At 43.2% G+C, this 19,353-nt stretch carries 23 protein-coding genes; 5 read left to right on the plus strand and 18 right to left on the minus strand.

The annotated features are described in order from the left end of the window. Window positions 1-102: 102 nt before the first annotated feature. From BSI_RS22680 to BSI_RS14920, 4 genes are all read right to left on the minus strand, one after another. The gene (locus BSI_RS22680; protein ID WP_003237346.1) at window positions 103-261 is read right to left on the minus strand and encodes a hypothetical protein; all 159 of its coding nucleotides are present in this window, start codon (window positions 259-261) and stop codon (window positions 103-105) included. A gap of 160 nt (window positions 262-421) precedes the next feature. Next, entirely contained in the window at window positions 422-571 is a 150-nt protein-coding gene (locus tag BSI_RS14930) for a YrzI family small protein (protein ID WP_003237348.1), read from the minus strand. A 389-nt stretch (window positions 572-960) separates the two neighbouring features. Next, the gene (locus BSI_RS14925) at window positions 961-1,761 is read right to left on the minus strand and encodes a formate/nitrite transporter family protein (protein ID WP_003237350.1); all 801 of its coding nucleotides are present in this window, start codon (window positions 1,759-1,761) and stop codon (window positions 961-963) included. Window positions 1,762-2,023: 262 nt separating this feature from the next. Further along, window positions 2,024-2,392: a Na-translocating system protein MpsC family protein gene (locus tag BSI_RS14920; protein ID WP_003237353.1), complete on the minus strand. Its 369-nt coding sequence runs from the start codon at window positions 2,390-2,392 to the stop codon at window positions 2,024-2,026. A gap of 313 nt (window positions 2,393-2,705) precedes the next feature. Between BSI_RS14920 and fdhF the strand changes: the two genes are divergently transcribed. Continuing rightward, entirely contained in the window at window positions 2,706-5,648 is a 2,943-nt protein-coding gene (gene fdhF / locus BSI_RS14915; RefSeq protein ID WP_080030811.1) for a formate dehydrogenase subunit alpha, read from the plus strand. A gap of 18 nt (window positions 5,649-5,666) precedes the next feature. Then, the gene (locus BSI_RS14910; protein ID WP_003237356.1) at window positions 5,667-6,149 is read left to right on the plus strand and encodes a helical membrane plugin domain-containing protein; all 483 of its coding nucleotides are present in this window, start codon (window positions 5,667-5,669) and stop codon (window positions 6,147-6,149) included. A gap of 35 nt (window positions 6,150-6,184) precedes the next feature. Here BSI_RS14910 and BSI_RS14905 read toward each other — a convergent pair whose 3' ends face one another. From BSI_RS14905 to BSI_RS14885, 5 genes are all read right to left on the minus strand, one after another. After that, complete coding sequence (locus tag BSI_RS14905; RefSeq protein WP_003237358.1) at window positions 6,185-6,415, minus strand: YrhC family protein; 231 nt, start codon at window positions 6,413-6,415, stop codon at window positions 6,185-6,187. 82 nt (window positions 6,416-6,497) lie between these two features. Further along, window positions 6,498-7,637 carry a bifunctional cystathionine gamma-lyase/homocysteine desulfhydrase gene (locus tag BSI_RS14900; RefSeq protein WP_003237360.1) on the minus strand — a complete coding sequence of 380 codons (1,140 nt, stop codon included), beginning with the start codon at window positions 7,635-7,637 and terminating at the stop codon, window positions 6,498-6,500. Window position 7,638: 1 nt separating this feature from the next. Then, window positions 7,639-8,562 (minus strand): O-acetylserine dependent cystathionine beta-synthase, encoded by a 924-nt coding sequence (locus BSI_RS14895; protein WP_003237362.1) that lies wholly within the window; start codon window positions 8,560-8,562, stop codon window positions 7,639-7,641. Window positions 8,563-8,624: 62 nt separating this feature from the next. Continuing rightward, window positions 8,625-9,320, minus strand: coding sequence for a 5'-methylthioadenosine/S-adenosylhomocysteine nucleosidase (mtnN, locus tag BSI_RS14890; RefSeq protein WP_003237364.1), 696 nt, complete (start codon window positions 9,318-9,320; stop codon window positions 8,625-8,627). A 20-nt stretch (window positions 9,321-9,340) separates the two neighbouring features. Then, window positions 9,341-9,982, minus strand: coding sequence for a class I SAM-dependent DNA methyltransferase (locus tag BSI_RS14885; protein WP_003237366.1), 642 nt, complete (start codon window positions 9,980-9,982; stop codon window positions 9,341-9,343). 191 nt (window positions 9,983-10,173) lie between these two features. Here BSI_RS14885 and BSI_RS14880 point away from each other — a divergent pair, with 191 nt between their 5' ends. Then, window positions 10,174-10,377: a YrzA family protein gene (locus BSI_RS14880; protein WP_003225924.1), complete on the plus strand. Its 204-nt coding sequence runs from the start codon at window positions 10,174-10,176 to the stop codon at window positions 10,375-10,377. A gap of 36 nt (window positions 10,378-10,413) precedes the next feature. Here BSI_RS14880 and BSI_RS14875 read toward each other — a convergent pair whose 3' ends face one another. The 3 genes from BSI_RS14875 to greA all read right to left on the minus strand — a co-directional run bounded on the left by BSI_RS14875 (window position 10,414) and on the right by greA (window position 13,461). Next, window positions 10,414-11,115 (minus strand): YrrS family protein, encoded by a 702-nt coding sequence (locus BSI_RS14875; protein ID WP_032731900.1) that lies wholly within the window; start codon window positions 11,113-11,115, stop codon window positions 10,414-10,416. Window positions 11,116-11,179: 64 nt separating this feature from the next. Next, window positions 11,180-12,934, minus strand: a complete 1,755-nt coding sequence (locus BSI_RS14870; RefSeq protein ID WP_003237371.1) for a peptidoglycan D,D-transpeptidase FtsI family protein — start codon at window positions 12,932-12,934, stop codon at window positions 11,180-11,182. Window positions 12,935-12,987: 53 nt separating this feature from the next. After that, window positions 12,988-13,461, minus strand: coding sequence for a transcription elongation factor GreA (greA, locus tag BSI_RS14865; protein WP_003237373.1), 474 nt, complete (start codon window positions 13,459-13,461; stop codon window positions 12,988-12,990). A gap of 501 nt (window positions 13,462-13,962) precedes the next feature. Here greA and BSI_RS22685 point away from each other — a divergent pair. Beyond that, window positions 13,963-14,115: a hypothetical protein gene (locus tag BSI_RS22685; RefSeq protein WP_170117170.1), complete on the plus strand. Its 153-nt coding sequence runs from the start codon at window positions 13,963-13,965 to the stop codon at window positions 14,113-14,115. Window positions 14,116-14,124: 9 nt separating this feature from the next. Further along, window positions 14,125-14,313: a hypothetical protein gene (locus BSI_RS0120885; protein ID WP_032731901.1), complete on the plus strand. Its 189-nt coding sequence runs from the start codon at window positions 14,125-14,127 to the stop codon at window positions 14,311-14,313. Window positions 14,314-14,356: 43 nt separating this feature from the next. Here BSI_RS0120885 and BSI_RS14860 read toward each other — a convergent pair whose 3' ends face one another. From BSI_RS14860 to BSI_RS14835, 6 genes are all read right to left on the minus strand, one after another. Next, window positions 14,357-15,238 (minus strand): hypothetical protein, encoded by an 882-nt coding sequence (locus BSI_RS14860; RefSeq protein ID WP_249033899.1) that lies wholly within the window; start codon window positions 15,236-15,238, stop codon window positions 14,357-14,359. Window positions 15,239-15,552: 314 nt separating this feature from the next. Continuing rightward, a complete protein-coding gene (locus BSI_RS14855; protein ID WP_032731903.1) occupies window positions 15,553-16,485 on the minus strand; it encodes an N-acetylmuramoyl-L-alanine amidase in 933 nt (310 codons plus the stop codon). A 42-nt stretch (window positions 16,486-16,527) separates the two neighbouring features. Continuing rightward, a complete protein-coding gene (locus tag BSI_RS14850) occupies window positions 16,528-16,950 on the minus strand; it encodes a phage holin family protein (protein ID WP_003237379.1) in 423 nt (140 codons plus the stop codon). Window positions 16,951-17,000: 50 nt separating this feature from the next. Then, complete coding sequence (locus BSI_RS14845) at window positions 17,001-17,201, minus strand: XkdX family protein (RefSeq protein ID WP_003237380.1); 201 nt, start codon at window positions 17,199-17,201, stop codon at window positions 17,001-17,003. Then, complete coding sequence (locus BSI_RS14840; RefSeq protein WP_003237381.1) at window positions 17,202-17,567, minus strand: YomQ N-terminal domain-containing protein; 366 nt, start codon at window positions 17,565-17,567, stop codon at window positions 17,202-17,204. 11 nt (window positions 17,568-17,578) lie between these two features. Continuing rightward, on the minus strand, window positions 17,579-19,345 hold the full coding sequence (locus BSI_RS14835; protein ID WP_003237382.1) for a phage baseplate upper protein: 1,767 nt from the start codon (window positions 19,343-19,345) through the stop codon (window positions 17,579-17,581). Between the last annotated feature and the right edge of the window lie 8 nt (window positions 19,346-19,353).

Genomic DNA, 19,353 nt, shown 5'->3' on the forward strand with positions numbered 1-19,353 from the left:
ATCAACTAGACGGCAATGTGTTTAATAATGTTTCAATAGAACTGAACTTTTTCATTTTTTTCCGCAAAAAAAGCAGAAAACAAAATGTTTTCTGCCCTCTTTCTAATGCCAATAATAAGGGAATACATACAGCCTATGCTGCTGCATGGCCATCAGCCTCTGCTGGCGGAATGGATTTCCATAACCATGTTTGAAGGAATGCGGCATGGACGCATAACCATGGCCAATCGACGGCAGCCTTTTTTGATAATCGTTCATCATGCCATCACCTGCCTTACCCGTAACGTTGATCTATCATATGCAGGCAGGCATTTTCTTGACAGCTGTTTTTGCTAAACTTGGTCCTTCTCCATCGTATAATGCATCAATAATTCCATTCTAAGCATATGCCATCTCCCCCTTCAGTATTTTTCATTGTTTTTTAGCGCCAGTTTGTCAAATAAAGATGCTTTAACTGAGACTCTTTCATTTCATCATAAATCTGCTCAATCTGCTGTTCTCGTTCGAATTCTTCCGGGCTTTTAAACCGTTTGTTAATCGTTAACGTTAAAAAGAATAGGTTAATCGTCATATCACTCACCCCCTTTCAAATTCCGCTTCAAGCGAAATAACCCGCGGCATCATTCCTTCTGCCGCGGGCAAATAAAAACCGCAGACAAAAGAAGACACCAATGCCTCTACTGCCTGCGGGGAGTTGCGTATGTCCGACTATTCCCAATTTAATGCGTGCGATAAGCATCGGTTAAGGAAGGACACGAACTCTTCCACAGGCTGAATGAACCATGAATTTTCACTTGTGTTTCACGTACAGGTTGACGTCGTTGTCTCATTGTCATTTTGTTCAGCCTCCTTTGCTTTTTTCTTACTTTGTAAGTATATCCACCAAATTCCATTTTGTAAACATCTTTTTCTAAAAATGGACGGAAATTATGCAAATCATCGAGTGGATTTCCCCTTTGTTCATGACACCTGCTTCATTTCTTTTCTGGAGCGTTCTTTCTTATGATATGCAATAAAATAAATGAGACCGACAAACACCGCTCCGCCGATGACATTGCCGATAAAAGCAGGAATGATGTTTCCGATAAACTGCCCCCACGTGAATGACCCTGCAAAAATGGCAGCAGGAATCACAAACATGTTGGCGACAACGTGCTGAAATCCGATTGCCACAAATGCCATAATCGGGAACCAGATGCCAAGAATTTTCCCTGCTCCGTCTTGAGCGCCGAAAGAGAGCCAAACGGCAAGACATACAAGCCAGTTACAGCCGATGCCGGAAATAAGAACCTTGCCGAAGCTCATATCGAGCTTTCCCTGCGCCACGGCGATCGTTTTTTCTAAATAAGGGCCTGTTTCAGTCAATCCAACTAAATGCCCGAAAAAGTAAGCAACAAACAATGCGCCGATTAGGTTCATAATCGTGACGATTCCCCAGTTAACCGCCAATTCTTTAACTGATATTTTTCTTGAAAATAAAGCCATCGCAACGGACATCATATTTCCTGTGATCAGTTCAGCACCAGCGAGAACCACAAGTATCAGACCGACAGGAAATACTGCAGCCCCGATCAAGCTGGACAGACTTCCCCATTCTTTCGGAAGGTCGCCGATTACCCTGATATCAAGCAAGTACCCGAGCGCGATAAATGCGCCGCCTAAAAACCCCAGCACTAGCAGAGACGGCAGCGGGAGCTTTACTTTGTTCATCCCTGCTTCAATTGCTGCATCCGCTATTTCATCCGGTTTCCGAAAAGCCATACTAAAACGCCTCCATTATTTCTTCTATTCTTACAGTTATGGCATAAAGGCAATAAAAAAGGCAGCACTCAAATAACCTGTGTCAACCAGGCGTTTGAATGCTGCCTAACTTGTATGCATACCCATACAACAATATCAAGCAGAATTAAGATATTGAAAGAGAATATATACAGTTCGTGCATACATTCCCATCGCTTTTTGCCTTCTATAACTGTAGCAACATCATATCAAATGTGACAAATTTGTGTCAATGGCAAATATGCTAGCTTTGCAGGGCTTCTTTTTGATCATCTATTTTTTTGTCAAAGACAAACACAGATACAGCGATATTTTCCTCAATTTTAATATCAGAAAACAAATGGACAAGCTTAGCCCCCATCAGCTCCTCCATTCCTTCCGGCGTTTGTTTGGAATAAAGATCTTGAATCAGGCTTGTCCGGGCTGCATGTACCATTTCTCTTCCTTCAGGCGTGCGGGCGATAAACTGCTCGCTTGCACTCAGGTTTCCATATAATGTTGAGACTGCCATGTTTTCTACAAATACAGTATGAATCCGTTCAGGCCCTTTGCCGAACAATTCTTTGCGAAGTTTTCGAATAATATCATTGAACTCATGAATTTTTTTAGACATGCTGATTACCCCTTCCGATATTGCCTCATAAAGCTTTTCCCGGTTCCCCTTAGGACATTTCACTTGGTTAAAATTTTCCTGCCATATTGTATTATAATAAATATCACTTTATAATAAAAGCAGTGTTGATGGATTTGTAATAGGATCTTGTTATGAGTCTATCGTTTTATAAAAATCAAGGATTGGTCTGTTAGTAAGACTTGCTAGTGAACTATTCCGCCATGTGTGTTTACACCTTCAAGAATTTTAGGACAGGTGTATCTATACATGGCTTTTTTGACTTCTTGAAAGAAAGATGGAGGGGAATATGAAGATGATGGACGTTAAGTCGATCAATGTCCGTGTAGACGGAACAGAAATTCAAGCACGAGCAGGGGCCACAATTTTAGATATTTTAAATGAAAACGGGATTGAGTACCCGCAGATTTGCCACGTTCCAGAGGTTGACCCGATTCAAACTTGTGATACATGTATTGTAGAGGCAAACGGCAAGCTGGTCCGTTCATGCTCTACAGTCGCAGAAAATGGAATGTCAATTGATCTTTCGGGCAATCGGGTGAAAGAGGCCCAAACCGAAGCGATGGACCGCCTTCTTGAAAATCACTTGCTGTATTGTACGGTTTGCGATAACAACAATGGGAACTGTACACTGCATAATACAGCGGAAATGATGGGGATCGAGCATCAAAAATACCCATACACGCCAAAAGAAGATCCGTCTTGCGCGGTTGATATGTCTCATCCGTTTTACCGCTATGACCCAAATCAATGTATTGCCTGCGGCCAGTGTGTTGAGGTGTGCCAAAACCTTCAGGTAAATGAAACACTTTCAATCGATTGGGAACGCGAACGCCCTCGCGTGATTTGGGATGAGGGAGTTCCGATCAATGAATCTTCTTGTGTCAGCTGCGGCCAGTGTGTCACCGTATGTCCATGTAATGCGCTGATGGAAAAATCAATGCTTGGGCAAGCAGGTTTTATGACTGGCATTAAAGAGGATGTCATGGAGCCGATGATTGATCTCGTGAAAAACGTTGAACCGGGGTACGGCAGCATTTTTGCCATTTCTGAAGTTGAAGCGGCAATGCGTGAAACGAGAACGAAAAAAACAAAAACTGTATGTACGTTCTGCGGTGTCGGTTGTTCTTTTGAAGTATGGACAAAAGGACGGGATATTTTAAAGATCCAGCCTGTTTCTGACGCTCCGGTTAACGCGATTTCTACATGTGTGAAAGGGAAATTCGGCTGGGATTTCGTCAATTCTGAAGAGCGGATCACAAAACCTTTAATCCGTAAAAACGGGGCTTTTGTTGAATCTTCTTGGGAAGAAGCCCTCGATCTTGTCGCAAGCAGATTAGGATCGATTAAAGAGCAGTACGGCAAAGGCTCTGTCGGGTTTATTTCTTCTTCTAAAATTACGAATGAAGAAAACTATGTCATTCAAAAATTAGCGCGTCAGGTCTTTGAAACAAACAACGTCGATAACTGCTCACGCTACTGCCAGTCTCCTGCCACAGACGGATTGTTCCGCACTGTCGGCATGGGCGGTGACGCCGGCACGATTAAAGATATTGCCAAAGCCGGTCTCGTCATCATTGTCGGCGCCAATCCGGCGGAAGGACATCCCGTGCTTGCAACACGTGTCAAACGGGCGCACAAGCTCCACGGTCAAAAACTGATCGTTGCCGACCTACGTAAAAATGAAATGGCTGAGCGGTCAGATCTGTTCATCAGCCCTAAACAAGGCACAGACCAAGTTTGGCTGATGGCTGTTACGAAATATATGATCGACCAAGGCTGGCACGATCAGGCGTTTATTGATGAGAACGTAAATTACTATGAAGATTATAAAGAAACGCTTAAAACCTATACACTTGATTATGCAGAACGCATCACAGGCCTTCCAAAAGAAAATATCATTCGAATAGCTGAAATGATTCGTGACGCTGACGGCACTTGTGTCCTTTGGGGAATGGGTGTCACACAAAATACAGGCGGTTCTGATACGTCAGCAGCGATTTCAAACCTGCTTCTCGCTACGGGCAACTATCGCCGTCCGGGTGCCGGCGCTTATCCTCTGCGCGGACACAATAACGTTCAGGGCGCTTGCGATATGGGAACATTGCCTGGCTGGCTGCCGGGATATCAGCATATTACAGATGACAATGCCCGCGCTAAATTTGAAGAGGCTTATGGTGTCAAGATTGACGGAAAGCCTGGTTTAGATAATATTCAAATGCTTCATTCCATTGAAGAAGGCAAAATGAAGGCTATGTATCTTGTCGGCGAGGATATGGCACTTGTCGATTCAAACGCAAACCATGTGCATGATATTTTATCAAGCCTTGATTTCTTCGTGGTGCAGGACATCTTCCTGTCAAGAACAGCTCAATATGCCGATGTCGTCTTGCCGGCCACTCCTTCACTTGAGAAAGACGGAACATTTACCAATACAGAACGCCGTGTGCAGCGATTATATCAAGCGCTTCCGACGCTTGGTGACGCAAAACCGGACTGGTGGATTATTCAAGAGGTGGCAAACCGTTTAGGAGCGAATTGGAATTACAGCCATCCAAGTGACATTTTCTCTGAAATGGCGAGTCTTTCTCCTCTGTTTGCCAAAGCAAGCTATGAGGTGCTTGAAGGCTGGAACAGCTTCCTATGGGGCAGCTTCACAGGTGAAAGCACACCGCTTCTGTATGAAGACGGATTTAATTTCCCTGACAAAAAAGCCCGCTTTGCCCTTTCTGATTGGACCGAGCCAGCGGCATTTCCGGAGGAATATGACCTTCATATCAATAACGGCCGGATGCTGGAGCATTTCCACGAAGGAAACATGACAAATAAATCGAAAGGCATCCAAGCTAAAGTGCCGAATGTATTCGTTGAGATCTCACCTGAACTTGCACAAGAGCGAGGTGTTTGTGACGGTTCGCTTGTACGGCTCGTTTCTCCGTTCGGAGCAGTCAAATTGAACGCGCTGATCACAGACCGGGTACGGAAAAATGAACTCTATCTGCCAATGAACTCGACAGACAAGGAGTCAGCGATTAACTTCTTGACGGGCCCTGCAGCTGATAAACGGACGAACACGCCTGCTTATAAACAGACAAAGGTCCGCATGGAAGTGCTTGGCGGCTGTGAAACAGCGCCGCTTCCAAAAACAAATCCGCGCAACAAAAAACGGCACCCGCAAAACGGGGTCGAAGCAGAAAGAAAATGGAACCGTCCGGGCTATGTCCATCTGACTGATTAAACGAAAGGAGGAAAACGAATGGCCACTCCGATTACGACGATCAAAAAAGAAACAAAAACAGCAGAGCAAATGAAGCTTGAAAAAATAGAAGAGCTGAAAGAGCTGCTGGCGGAAAATGAGGATGCTGTCTCAAAAACGATGACATTAATGAATGAACTCAATGAACTTGGAATCTTTGACGCGGCAACAAGCATGCTGAGAGCGAAGGAAGACATCGCCAAGATTGCACTTGGCCAAGTTTCACGTGAGCCTGTCACCAATCTCATCAACACGATGATGGCCGCCGGAGGCGCATTGACTAAAGCCGATCCAGAGTTTACAGGAAAGCTTTTAGAAAGCGTGATGGCTGGTACTGAACAGGCGCAGAGCTTTTTAAAAGAAGACAAGAAAGTCGGGATTCTCGACCTTTTAAAAGTAATGAACGATCCTGATATTAACAGAGCCGTCGGCTTCGGCCTTCAGTTTTTAAAAGGCATGGGAAAAGAACTGCAAGAAAAATAACAAAAAACAGCCATCGCTGAGTTGATGGCTGTTTTTTATTCGTCGGCTTCTTCCAATCGCTTCTTGTAAATCAATGAACGATCAGCGCAAAAGAAAGCACCAGCTAAAAATACGCAATCCGCTAAAAACATCGTCGATTTCTGGCCTAACGTTAAGCCTTGATCGGGAAGAACTGCGCCTATATATAAAAAAGTGCTGACTGCAAGCAATGTAAAAGCAAAATGCTTGTAGTCTTCTTTTAATGATTTCATTCTATTTTTGTTCAAAAGAATCACCTGCCAGATTCATAGTATACGACTATTATAATATAATCTGGCAGCTTACAGAGAAAGTAATTCTATCCATTTGTTATACATTTTTAAGCGCTTGCTCGATATCTTCCAGCAAATCTTCCGCATCTTCAATCCCTACAGAAATTCTGATCAAACCATCCGTAATGCCGAGCTCAAGCCGGCGTTCTCTCGGAATAGAGGCATGTGTCATTCTTGCCGGAACAGAAATTAAGCTTTCTACCGCGCCCAGGCTTTCAGCAATTGTAAACAGTTTTAGATTTCCTAAAAACGCATCAACTCGCTCTTCACTGCCGATATCAAAGGAGATCATGCCGCCGAAGCCAGATCCTTGAGTTTTTGCGAGCTCGTGTCCGGGATGATTTGAAGAACCAGGATAATATAACGTTTGGACAGCAGGGTGACTCTCAAGAAAACTTGCGATTTTCCGCGCGTTTTGATCGATCGCTTCCATTCTGAGTCCCAATGTTTTGATTCCTCTCATTAACAGCCAGGAATCTTGAGGGCCAAGCACGCCGCCTGTGGAGTTTTGCACAAAATGAAGCTCTTCCCCAAGCTCTTTTGAAGCTGTCACAACTAAACCGCCGACGACATCACTGTGTCCGCCAAGATATTTTGTCGCACTGTGAAGCACGATATCAGCTCCTAAAGTAAGCGGCTGCTGAAAATAAGGGGTGTTAAAGGTATTGTCTACGATAAGCAGAACACCGGCTTTTTTTGCGATATCAGCCATGAGCGACAGATCGGTGATTTTCAGCAGCGGGTTTGTCGGTGTCTCAATATAAATGGCTTTCGTGTTAGGGCGAATCGCTTTTTCCACTTCTTCTCTGCTGCTTGTATCGACAAATGTTGATTCAATGCCAAGACGATTGAGCACCTTTGTCATTACGCGGTATGTTCCGCCGTACACATCATCAGTCAACACGACATGATCTCCGCTGTTAAACAGCATCATAACTGCTGTAATGGCAGCCATTCCAGAACTGAACGCATAGCCTGCTTCCCCGCCTTCCAGCTCTGTCACAAGTGCCTCGAGAGCGGTTCTAGTCGGATTGGCCGTTCTTGAATACTCATATCCTGTATGCTGCCCTGCTTTCGGCTGCTTGTACGTGCTTACTTGATAAATAGGCACAGAAACCGCACCTGTTTTCTCATCACCTGTGATTCCGCCGTGAATCATCAATGTTTTTTTCTTCATATCAGATGCCTCCTTCATATATTTGTTTGCTGATATATCGATCGCTGCTGTCAGGGAATACTGTGACAATGTTTGTTCCTGCGGCTGCTTTTTTCGCTTCCTCCAATGCTGCATAAAGCGCTGCACCTGAAGAGCTTCCGATCAGCAGACCTTCTTTTTCTGCCGCTTCTTTCACAAGTCTAAACGCATTCTCATCTGTTACAGTGTAGATCTCATCAAAATGGCTTTCATTCATATAGTCGGGGATAAACTCCATGCCGATGCCTTCTGTTTTATGAGCGTGAGGCTCTCCTCCGTTTAAAATGGAGCCTTCCGGTTCCACAATCACTGTTTTGACTGCTGGATTTTTTTCTTTCAAGAAAGAAGCAGTTCCTGCGAATGTGCCTCCTGATCCTGCCCCTGCGACAAACGTATAGATATTGCCGTCTAACGCTTCCCATATTTCAGGTCCAAGCGTCTTGTAGTAAGTCGATGGATTTACTCGGTTTTTAAATTGCAAAACGCAATAAGAATTTTCAATTTCAGTCTCCAGCTGCATGGCTTTTTGAATGGCTCCCTGCATTCCGTCTTGACGCGGTGTATGAATGATTGATGCTCCAAGCGCTTGCATAATTTGCTGTTTCTCTGTACTGAAATGTTCAGGGACACAGAAAATCGCTTTTAACCCATATTTTCTGGCACTCAGCGCAAGGCCGATTCCTGTATTGCCTGCCGTAGCTTCTATAATTACTCCGCCAGGATTCACCTTGCCTGAATCCAGCGCGTCACGGATCAGCATATCTCCCAGTCTGTCTTTAATGCTTCCGCCGGGATTCATCATTTCAAGCTTGGCATACACTGCGACTCCTTCAGGAACATCAAAGTTCTTCAGGCGGAGAAGCGGTGTATTCCCAATCAGCTCGGTAATGTCCGTAATGACAGTCATATATGTCCTCCTCCTTGATAGAGGTTGTTTTTAGGGAAAACGGAGGAGAACTCTCCCCCGTTTTAATGAATTCGTTTGATCACCTTTAACACAAGCTCTGTTGAATTGACAGCTGCCTGTTCTAAAAATTGGTCAAATGATACATGTGATTCTTTTCCTGCGATATCGGATAACGCTCTGATAACGACAAACGGCGTTTTAAATTGAAGGCACACTTGAGCTACTGCCGCAGCCTCCATTTCAACCGCGTACAGATCAGAAAATCTCGCACGCACTTCTTCAACCCGCTTCGGATCGTTCATGAAAGAATCGCCTGTTGCGATCGTTCCTTTTGCAACCTGAATGCCGTCGAGTTCAGAAATCGCTTCTTCAGTGATGCTGATCAGCTTTTCGTCCGCGGCATAAGCAGCCGGAAGACCCGGCACCTGCCCGTATTCATAGTCAAAGGCCGTTACATCTACATCATGGTGGCGAACATCAGTGGAAATGACGACATCTCCTACATTCAATGTATGATGAAATCCGCCCGCTGAGCCTGTGTTAATGACATAATCAGGCTTGTAACGATCAAGCAAAAGCGTCGTGCTGATCGCAGCATTTACTTTTCCAATTCCTGATTTTAAAAGAATCACTTCGGTTCCTTCATATTCGCCTGTTGTAAATTCACAATGTGCGATTGTTTCTGTTTTTGCATGTTCAAGTTTGCTTCTTAGGATGGTGACTTCCTCTTCCATTGCTCCGATGACTGCTAGTTTCATCTATTCACATTCCCTTCACTTTACCGTTTGATCGCCTCCATTATCCACACGAAATCGTTGTGCTGAGTGAATTGGACTGCAAAACCTTCAGCTGTAAACATCTCTTTCAACGCATCCAATGTAGGATAATGCTCCGTCTCTAAATCGTTTGCCAACTGATAGAAGCCTTGAGAACGTGCTTTATCAATAGCCTGTTGATATGCTTGCACATCTTCAAAGACGGTATCGGCAAACACTATTTTATCATGCAAGTGAAGGTATTTGCCATATTGCTTTATAGCAGCCCGCTTTTCTTCGTCGGTCAAATGATGAAAAGCATATGAACTGACAATCGTGTCAGCTTGAAATGGCGGCTCAGGAAATGTCAGGAAGTCTCCGTCAACGAATTCTGCCCTGCCTGAAAGCTTGTCAGAAGCCAATTTGCGCATTGCGGGAGACGGTTCGATTCCAAATACAGATTTGCCCGCATCCAGCAGCTTATCTGTCAAATTCCCGGTCCCCGGGCCAAATTCTAACACATGCGTTCCAGACCTGCTGACGATGGCATCAAGAATATCATCATAGCCTCTGAACGCTTCTTTATACTGAATATCAAAACCTTGTACTGTTTGATCATAAGTTGCTGCCCAATCTTCAAAGAGAGGGATAAATTCACGTCCCATATTTGTCACACTCCATATTTTATAATTCCTATAAGCATACTATGAATTGATGATGGAACAGTTCCTATAATACCACATCTTCTGGAAAGCAGGTACTAAAACACTTTGTGTATTTTATGCCATCTATATTGCGCGTTACCCGTCAAAAAGCTTATACTTCATATGACTTGTGAAAGCTGGAGGGTCGAGATATGAATTTTCAATTAGATCTGATAAAAGACAAAGTGGAATTTTTTGAAGCGGCTTCATTGCAGGAGCTTGAAAAGAAAATCAATACACAAATTGAAAACAATAAAGCCATCATGCTCCGGGTGAAATCTGTTTCACACCAGACTGCTGTGGCAGACGGAAGAATATTGTACAGCGCGGTTGTTCATTTCGCAGCTGAAGCCTAAAACAAAAGCAGCCGGTTCTAATCCGGCTGCTTTTGTTTATTTTAATTTTTCTACTTTTGTCGGCTTCCAGCCTTTTTCATCAACCCATGTAATCGTGACTTGATATTTATCTCCAGTCGTCTTGTCTAAAATCTTGCCTTTGGCATCCTGCGGGCTGCCGTTATTTCCGAGCCAAAGCACCGTCATGTGATCTGTTGAGACTCCGGTTGCATATGAAATGGCTTTAAGCATCTCAGCCCAGTCTTGTGAGCTTGAGTCATAAGTGGCGGCATGCTCGCCCGTCTGCTCAGTTCCGACTGCTTTCCAGTCAGGGTTTTCATACGTTTTTTCCACATTGCTTGATGAGCCGCCTTCTGTTACTTTTGCGTCTTTAAGCGGGTCGTCTGAGCTTGAGTCTGAATCAGAATCTGATTCATCACTTTTAGAAGAATCATCTTTTTTGGAATCTGAATCTGAGTCAGAAGACTTCTCAGAATCCTTTTCGCTGTCAGATGTATCTTTCTTGCTGTCTTTTATATCCTCATCCGATTTCTTTTCCGTCTTTCCTGAAGCCGGAGATTCCTGTTTTTGCGCCGTTTCAGAATCCTTGCTGACATCTTTGCTAGAAGGACTGTTAATGAATAGATTAGCTGCTACTACGACAATTAGTATGGATACGATTGCGATTAAAATGTTAAGCACTAAATTAGCTTTCCTGCGCTTATCACGGTTTTCATAACGAGATTGATTATTGCTCAATAATTCTGCACTCCTTTATCCCTCTTGGCTCAGCATATATTTTACCATGTGCTGAGAAGTTGTTCTATTTCTGATTGATTTCAATTTCGTGTACTTTTTTAACAATATCATAAAACACCGAATTTGTCAGAGCCTTATCCCCCGGTGTATCCATGTGTAAAACGACAAGAGCGTATTTCGGCTTATCCGCAGGAAAATATCCGGCAAACCATTTTTCATAAAGCGTTTCTTTCTCTTTTGAAAGCTTGCCTGTCTGGGCTGTGCCTGACTTCCCTGCTACAGTATACGGAAGATCCTGAAACCTTCTGCCCGTTCCGGAAGGAGATTCCACCACCCGCCGCAGCATTTTTTGAAGCTGCTGTGCCGTATATTTGTCTATCGTTTCTCCTTTGAGCTTCTGGTCTTTAAACTTGACGAGCGTTGTGCCGTTTTTATATTCAATCTGTTCAGCGATTTTCACCTGCCGCTTTTCTCCGCCGCGGGCGATCGTTGCCATCATATTGGCTACCTCGAGCGGCGTTACCTTTACATTTTTCTGCCCGATTGCTGTTTGCGCAATGGCTTTTTTGACTGATTTGTCTTTTTCATCCCCCCAAATCACGCCGCTTTTTTCGTTATACAACTGGCGGAAATCTGTTTCGTGATACAGTTTTCCTTCCCAGCCTGCCCGATCAGTGAGAGCCAGCTTTTCGGACATGTCTTCAATAACTGAGCTGTCTTTTTTCATTAATTGTTCAGCAAGACTCGTAAATGTGTAATTGCAGCTTTGGGCAAAACTTTCATCAAAAGACAAGGTTCCTTTGTCGTCGCCCGCTTCCCCGTACAGGTTTAAATTGCAATTAAAGGTTTGGCTCGGCTTCACTGTATCATTTTCGATCGCAGCTGCGGCAATGACTGTTTTAAAAACAGAGCCGGGATAGATTGGCGTCAGCATATAATTTTGAAGCGTGTTTTGCTGTGAAATATCGGTATCAGGTTTGCTCACAATTCCCAAAACACTGCTATTTTCGATATCCAGCAGCACGGCTCCTCCTTTTTTTAGCCCCTGTTCATCCAATACCTCCTCCATCGCTTTTTGCATGCTTTGGTCGATCGTTGTTTTGACCTGGAGCGGATAAAATGTATTGGCTTCAGCTGTATATTTGACGTCCATGCCAAACAAAGGGTTTCCTTTTCCGTCCACATGATATAAAAGCTTTGTGTCCTGTTCCGGAAGCAAAAATTCATCGAATGTCCGTTCTAAACCGGTTGTTCCGATTTCTGTTGTAATCGGAAGGTTCTCCTGATCAGGATATTTCTTACGGAGAAGCGCCGGGTCTTGATTCGTGCTCCCGATCGTATGTGAAGCAAGGCTGGGCTTGTCTTCATTCTCCATATATACGCCGTAAATTCCGGGATATTTCAAAGAATTGATTTTTGTGATGGATTGTTTCGAAAGTGTTTTGATTTTCTTTTGTTGCAAAATGACCGGTTTTTTTGCTTTTGCGAGTGTCTGGTGCAGTTCATCTTCAGACATGCCGAGGATGTCTGCAACTTTTTTGATCGGCCAATCCTGCGTCAGCAGAAAAGGGAACAAAACAACCGCAGGCTCACTTTTGCCGGTCAGCGCCTGCCCGTTTCGATCTAAAAAGGAACCTCTTCCATCAGAAATGAGCACTTCCTCCGTCCGCTGTTTCACGCTTTCTTGGATCAAATTGATTTTCTTTTTAGAAAATGATTCTGTGAAAAACAGCTGGATTTCCGCCAGCCTTAGCAGAAGGAAAAAAAACACGATCAAAAAAGCGATGACTGTCAGCTTCATTCGTTTCGATATCTTCATAAAAAAACACCTCACCCACATTGTGGACGAGGTGTTTCTTTGCTAAACGGATATTATGAAATTTTCACAATTTTCACGAGCATTTCTCCGCCTGGTGTTTGAACAGTAACTTCATCATCTACTTTTTTGCCCAGCAGGCTTTTGGCGATTGGAGAGTCGTTTGAGATTTTTCCTTCAAACGGGTCAGCTTCAGCGCTTCCAACAATTGTATAGGATTCTTCGTCACCGTCAGGCAGTTCGACGAAAGTGACGGTTTTACCTAAACCGACAACGTTAGAGCCGCCGTCATCTTCAATGATTTTCGCATTGCGGATCATATTTTCAAGAGTCGTCACACGGCCCTCTACGAATGCCTGCTCTTCTTTTGCTGAATCGTATTCAGAGTTCTCGGAAAGGTCTCCGAAACTTCTCGCAATTTTGATGCGCTCTACTACTTCTTTTCGTTTAACCGTTTTCAAATATTCTAATTCTTGTTCAAGTTTTTGTTTTCCTTCTGCAGTCATAGGAAAAACTTTCTCTTGTGCCATGTCCCTTCACTCCTTCTGGTTGTCCCTCAACATCTTCGATTATGTATGAGAGCATAAACTAAAAAATACAAGAATGAGAACACAGGACAGTCCTCGTTCTTCTCTCCCATATAGGTACTGTTTATCTTAAACTGAATCTCGTCGTTCTGCAAATATTTCGCGTTTATAAACAGGGAAAGAAGGGAATTCGCGCATCCCCTTCCTGCCTATACATAATATGGTCAGAGTTATTTATGTCTATGCTATGGTATTACAAAATCGCGTTTTGTTCAAGAATGGTTTGGATTTTTGTGACCATCAGATCAATTGTTCCTCTAAAGTTTTGAATACAACTCATTTATAACTAAATCCTATTATGTAAGGCTTTTTGCAAGGTGTCATTATATGTTAATTTGCACTGATTTGCACTGATTTATAAAAAAGTGTGGGCAAACCGTGGGCAATATAGGCATTTCACTTCTGTTATAATTAATGTATGAACTTGATAAGGGAGTGACCATTTTGAACCTTAACAAAGCCCGCGGATTTTTATATACTTTAGCACGCATCTTGGGTGATGTGCAAGCTGCAAGAAAAGGAACGCTCGGGAAAAGAATTGCTCGCCGTGCTGCTGGTAAAGCCACCAACAAATTAATGAGGAAAATCATTAAGTAGGCTTGTAACATGAATGATTTTGAACGTAAGTTATATCGGATCATCATAAACATGCGTTTATATGGAAAGAACCCGACTTTGCCAGAACTAAAAAGAAAGACCGGGAAAAGCGAACAAGAAATACGAGAGGCCACAAAAAGCCTGATCCGCAAAGGCGCTCTTTCATGGGATAAAGAAAAGAAAATATGGATTATTTAAAGCCCGCCTTATGAGACGGGCTTTTCGGGCGAGGTTATTACCTTTACACTTTCTTAACGCCTCCGTAAACACTTCCTTTTGCAGTAGACCCTATAAACGCCTCAACAAGAGCTGAGTTTAAAACGATGCCGGCCCATTTAAAACCTACAATGGATTCAACATATATACGTGAATAAACCTCTCTATAGGCATATCCTCCATGGCTGGCGTCCCGGTCTTGTCCTAATACCCTAGGAGAGATTGCCAAAGCTGTCCCCATCGGGTGGCGCTGATAGTCGCCATCTTTATAAGTAGCCCAAACTTTTTTGCCGTCATATTTAAATCTTCCTTCGGCCCAAAGTGTGAAGAGCTTCGGTCCACCAAGTCCATAAGCAATACCAGTGGTCCTTTCTGTTTTTGTAGTGCCTTGGACGCTTGCATCAGAGTCTGGAGAGTCAGTTAAAGTTTTTTGCTCAAGTATCTGGATATCCCCCAGATCACCTAGATAAACCTTAACCGTACTGTTTTGTGTTTCAAAAGTAAGCACATCCCCATAGGATTTGCTTTTTTCTTGTTCAGCCATAAAGCTGTTCATATTGAAAGCTTTACCGTTGAATTTTTCTAGTTCTGATTTCATTTCTGGGAAAACATCATAAAGTGATATGTCTGGATTGCTGAATGCTTTTGGTGCTGGATTGTTTTTGTAGTGATTTGAAATAGTTTTTTCAACTTTTTCCAAAGAAGAGTTTTTGGGTAGATTTTCTAGGTTGGATTTTAACAAAGGAACTGTTTTTTCAACGTAATTTCTAATGTCATTTATATCTTGCTGTGACTTTTGTTTAGGTGCTGCGCTCGCAGCTCCTCCGAAGATACTAAATACCAACGAAAAGGTCAGACAGAAAAGCAATATTTTTTTCACAATAATCTCCTCCTGTTTATTTTCCACCTCGCCCCCTTATATACATTTCTTTACATTTTTACTTTTTCCTGCCTCTAACTTTTTGGGTATAATGATATATCAGATAAACAATCAGAAAGACCAATGCTGCTATGGCAATATAGTATAACGGCATCGCTAGGAATGGTGCAAAATTCGCTATGACCAACAATATAATGATGGCTATCCCATACAGACTTATAAAGCGTAGTAATGCCATATTATCCCCCCTTGCTGTTTCCATCATTTTAACAAAAAAAGTCAGCTACTAAAGGGCTATTTTTGATCAGTGATGTCACAATTAGCAAGGAAGGACTATAAGATTATTTCAATAATGCTTCAATTTTCGCTTTGGTCTTAGGACCATAAATGCCGTCAGCAGTCAGGCCATTTACTGACTGGAATCGTTTGACTGCATTTGCTGTTTTCGGACCATACACGCCATCAATGCCGTTATTCTTCGCCCCTTTATCCGGATAGAAATAAAGAGCTGCCAGCGCTTTTTGAATCCTCCTTACGTCATCCCCTTTTCGCATAGGACTTGTTACTTTAAAGGTGCCAGAAGGCAGCGCATATGACGTTTTTTTACTGCTTGGTTTAGTGCTGGAACCTTCAAGCTTTAACTTTTGGCCAACTGTGATTTTATTAGGGTCTTTAATGTTATTCCAGCTCTGAAGATTTGCCACACTCACCCCGTGCTCTTTTGCAATTTCGGAAAGAGTATCGCCTTTTTTGACGGTGTAGGTATCTCCGGTGTTTTTCTTAACTGTTTTTGTCGGCGAAGATGCAGCACCGTTGATTCCTGCTTTAAATGAATCCCAACGGTCCAGCAACTTCCGAGGGCACTCTTTACCTGACCAATGTTTATGAGGCACGACATTAGCAAAAGAAATCCCCTGTTCTTTCATCAATTTCTTGATAAGCCACTGAGCATTTGAAACAGCTTTTTCAAAGTCCCCATCACTATTTTCACAGATTTCAATACCAATTGTTTTACGGTTTCCTGTCCCGTTTCCGTCTCCTGCGTGCCAGCCATTTTCATTTAAAGGAAGGTGCTGATAAATCTTTTTATCATCCACAGTAAAGTGCCAGCTGGTTGCTGTTTCCGGATTTTTAACATACCTACCATGACTGGCAGCGTCCGCACCTTTCGCAGTATTCGAAGTATTATGAACCGTAATATACAGAGGATTCATAGGGTAAGCTGGTCTGTTTTTATTTCCTTTCGGAATGAAGTCTTGGATAATGTTTACCATGTTTCATCGTCTCCTTTGTTATTTATAGAAAAAGCCGCTGGGTTATCCAGCAGCCTGTTCATCCTTTTCGTTTGTTTGTTCGTTGTCGTTTTCAATTACGTGGAGCCTGTCCGTAATGGCAGCCGGAATCTTAACACCGATCTGTGCAAGGTTCTCAGTAATAGAAAGCCCTTCATTGGCGATATAAAAAAGAACGGTTCCAAATGTCAGGACCCCGTTCAGATTAAGAATTGTATCTATGATGTTTGCCACGATGACCACCAGAAAACTGAGCATCTTACGCACATAACCGAACCAAGCGCTCCGGCTCCGGAGCTTTTTGAATTTCCAAGCTTTGATCACGCCCGTTATTACATCGAGAATACTGAGAACTAGCAGTAAATCAAGGTACTTCACACCCCCAAACAAGTAAACTCTCGCTAAATCCAATGTTTCAAAATTAATAAACACCGTTGTCTCCTCCATTTCTTGTTATCACCTCCTTAGAGGCAAAAATAAAAACGCCTATTAAGCGTTTATCCTTCTTTGTTCAATTCAACCCCAGCAGGCTCGTCAGTCTCCCCAGAAGGGACGTCGCTGGGAAAAGGGTATTCCTTTCCGGTAATTTCTTTATATTGAATATCTGTTATCTTGCCTAGTTCCACATATTTAGCAACATCTTCATCATTGTAAGCCTTCCAGCTGTAGCAGTATTGAATACATTTAAACCATTCCATTTACAACACTCCTTTTTCAGTCAAAGACATTAATAAGCTCGCTATTGTCTCGGCTTGCTCTTGCGATTGTTTTTGCGTTTCCGCCAGCTGCATGAGCAGCAACGCGTTTTGTTCTTTTAATTGGCTTACCGGCGACACTTCGGATGTCCCGGCGCTTAGAATCTCGTCAATCTCTTCCTGTGTGGCTGTCTCCGTCCATTCCTGATTCTCCGCATCAAACTTTGGCTTAAATAAAGAAGGAGAGTCAGGCAGCTCTACGGTCGTGCAATCTGCAGGAATGATATAATTACCTTTTTCGTCTATTTCAGTGACTAATATGGGTTCAATAAACATATAATTCTCATCATATCTATAAACCTGTAACATTCTTAACCTCCTTAGTTTAAAGCAACAACGGCATCCATGTAGTAGCCCGTCACATTGCTGTCATTGTTTGAGTGAATACCGGTCAGCTTCATATCTCCGCTCGCATTAATAAATAACTTACTATATCCCGTTGTACCTGAAACCGGGACCATCACGGCCGCACCGTTTGCCGGCAGTCTGTCAGCTGGGATTGTCCCGCACACAACCTCACGTGTTGCTGTGATATGCCCACGCAGCAAAAGAAGAATTCCACATTTCGCATACTGGAACGGCCTGTCTCCTGTAGCAGCCCCATTTTTAAGCGTGACGTTTTGCCACACAATAGTTTCAAAGTCTGCATCTGTTATGAATCTTTTCCACCCTTTAAAAACACCGTTAGTGTGGATTGTAGCGTGCCAAAGGGTGTTATCGTAACTTCTCCATGCTAGGATTGACTTTCTACCAGAATCACCTTCTATGACGTCATAATTGAACCAAGAGCTGTCATTTTCAACCGGATTGTTTTTAACTAGATTTCCGGAAGCAAAATAAAACCCTGAACTCAATGTTAAAACATCTGCCCCATCAGCTAATTGGGTCCGTTTCCCGTCATCCTTTGTCAGCTTTGCCAACTGGCCGCCGTTCCATTTATCTCTCTCATTTTGTGAGATATGCCGGATGGAATTGTAGTTATGAGCATTAAACTCGGCTAAAGAAGCTTGCTGCACATTGTCTACCTTATCCAAGCCTACTTGCGCTTTTGTTACTGCATGGGGGTTGTCCTTTCTATTTGCGTGAGCATCTACCTTTGACTGAGCACCCGCGATGGTCTCAGCAGGGAACCAGTTGATCTTCGTATGATTCGAGTTGTAATAGAACCACCAAGCATTCCCATTCACGTCCACGGCGTACCCCATGCCAATCCCTGGCTGACCTACAAGCTGCATACCGCGCAAGCTTGATGATGACGGGTTATCAGTAACGGCATTTGTCCCATAAAAAGAGACAGTCCCAACATCTTTAAGCGAATCATAAAAAGAGCCCTCTGTGAGGTTGTATTTCTGTGTTCCGTTCTCTGCTGTTATCCTAAAGGTTTGACCGCTATTCCACTTGGTTCTCTCACTAGAAGAAATGTGTTTAGTTGCATCCGATACATGCAGGTCAAAATCTTGTTTAGAAGCTTGCTGCACATTGTCCACATTGCCCAATCCTATTTGGCTTTTCGTCACCCCGTGAGGGTTCGACTTATTCCTTGTGTGAGTATCCAGATTCGCCTGGACAGCGTCAGCTTTCTCCTGTGCGCCTGCCTTTGTCTCAACATTATCCAAGTCTTTAAATTTCTCCTGAAGGTCCGATACTATCGCCTCAACTGACTGCCTCAATGTCTCAAAATCTTCAATGTAATACTCAGCAATTGGGACAATATCCGAATCAATAAGGTCTTTGTCTATCTGAAAAGCAAACTGAGTGACGCCCAGTGACTGTTTATTGTCGTAATACAAATTAAGAGACGCTTGAACCTTGCCGTAATGCTTGATTTCTTCACTTGTCAAAACGTATTCAGCAATGCCGTTCAACTTATCGACGATCGTTATATTCTTGATGAACTTACTACCGTCGGCCATTACCAAAACAAGTTTCCCAGTCACCGCGGACAAAGGTAAAGGGACGCCATCTTTGAACACTTTAAATGTCAATTTGGCCGTCCCTATATCTTGCGTACTAAAATGTATGTTTGTTGTCCTGCTGCTTGAGCCAGTACCTACATTGGCACTGATCGCAGCATCTTTATAGATCATGAATCCCC

This window comes from Bacillus inaquosorum KCTC 13429 (genome assembly GCF_000332645.1).
GTDB lineage: Bacteria > Bacillota > Bacilli > Bacillales > Bacillaceae > Bacillus > Bacillus inaquosorum.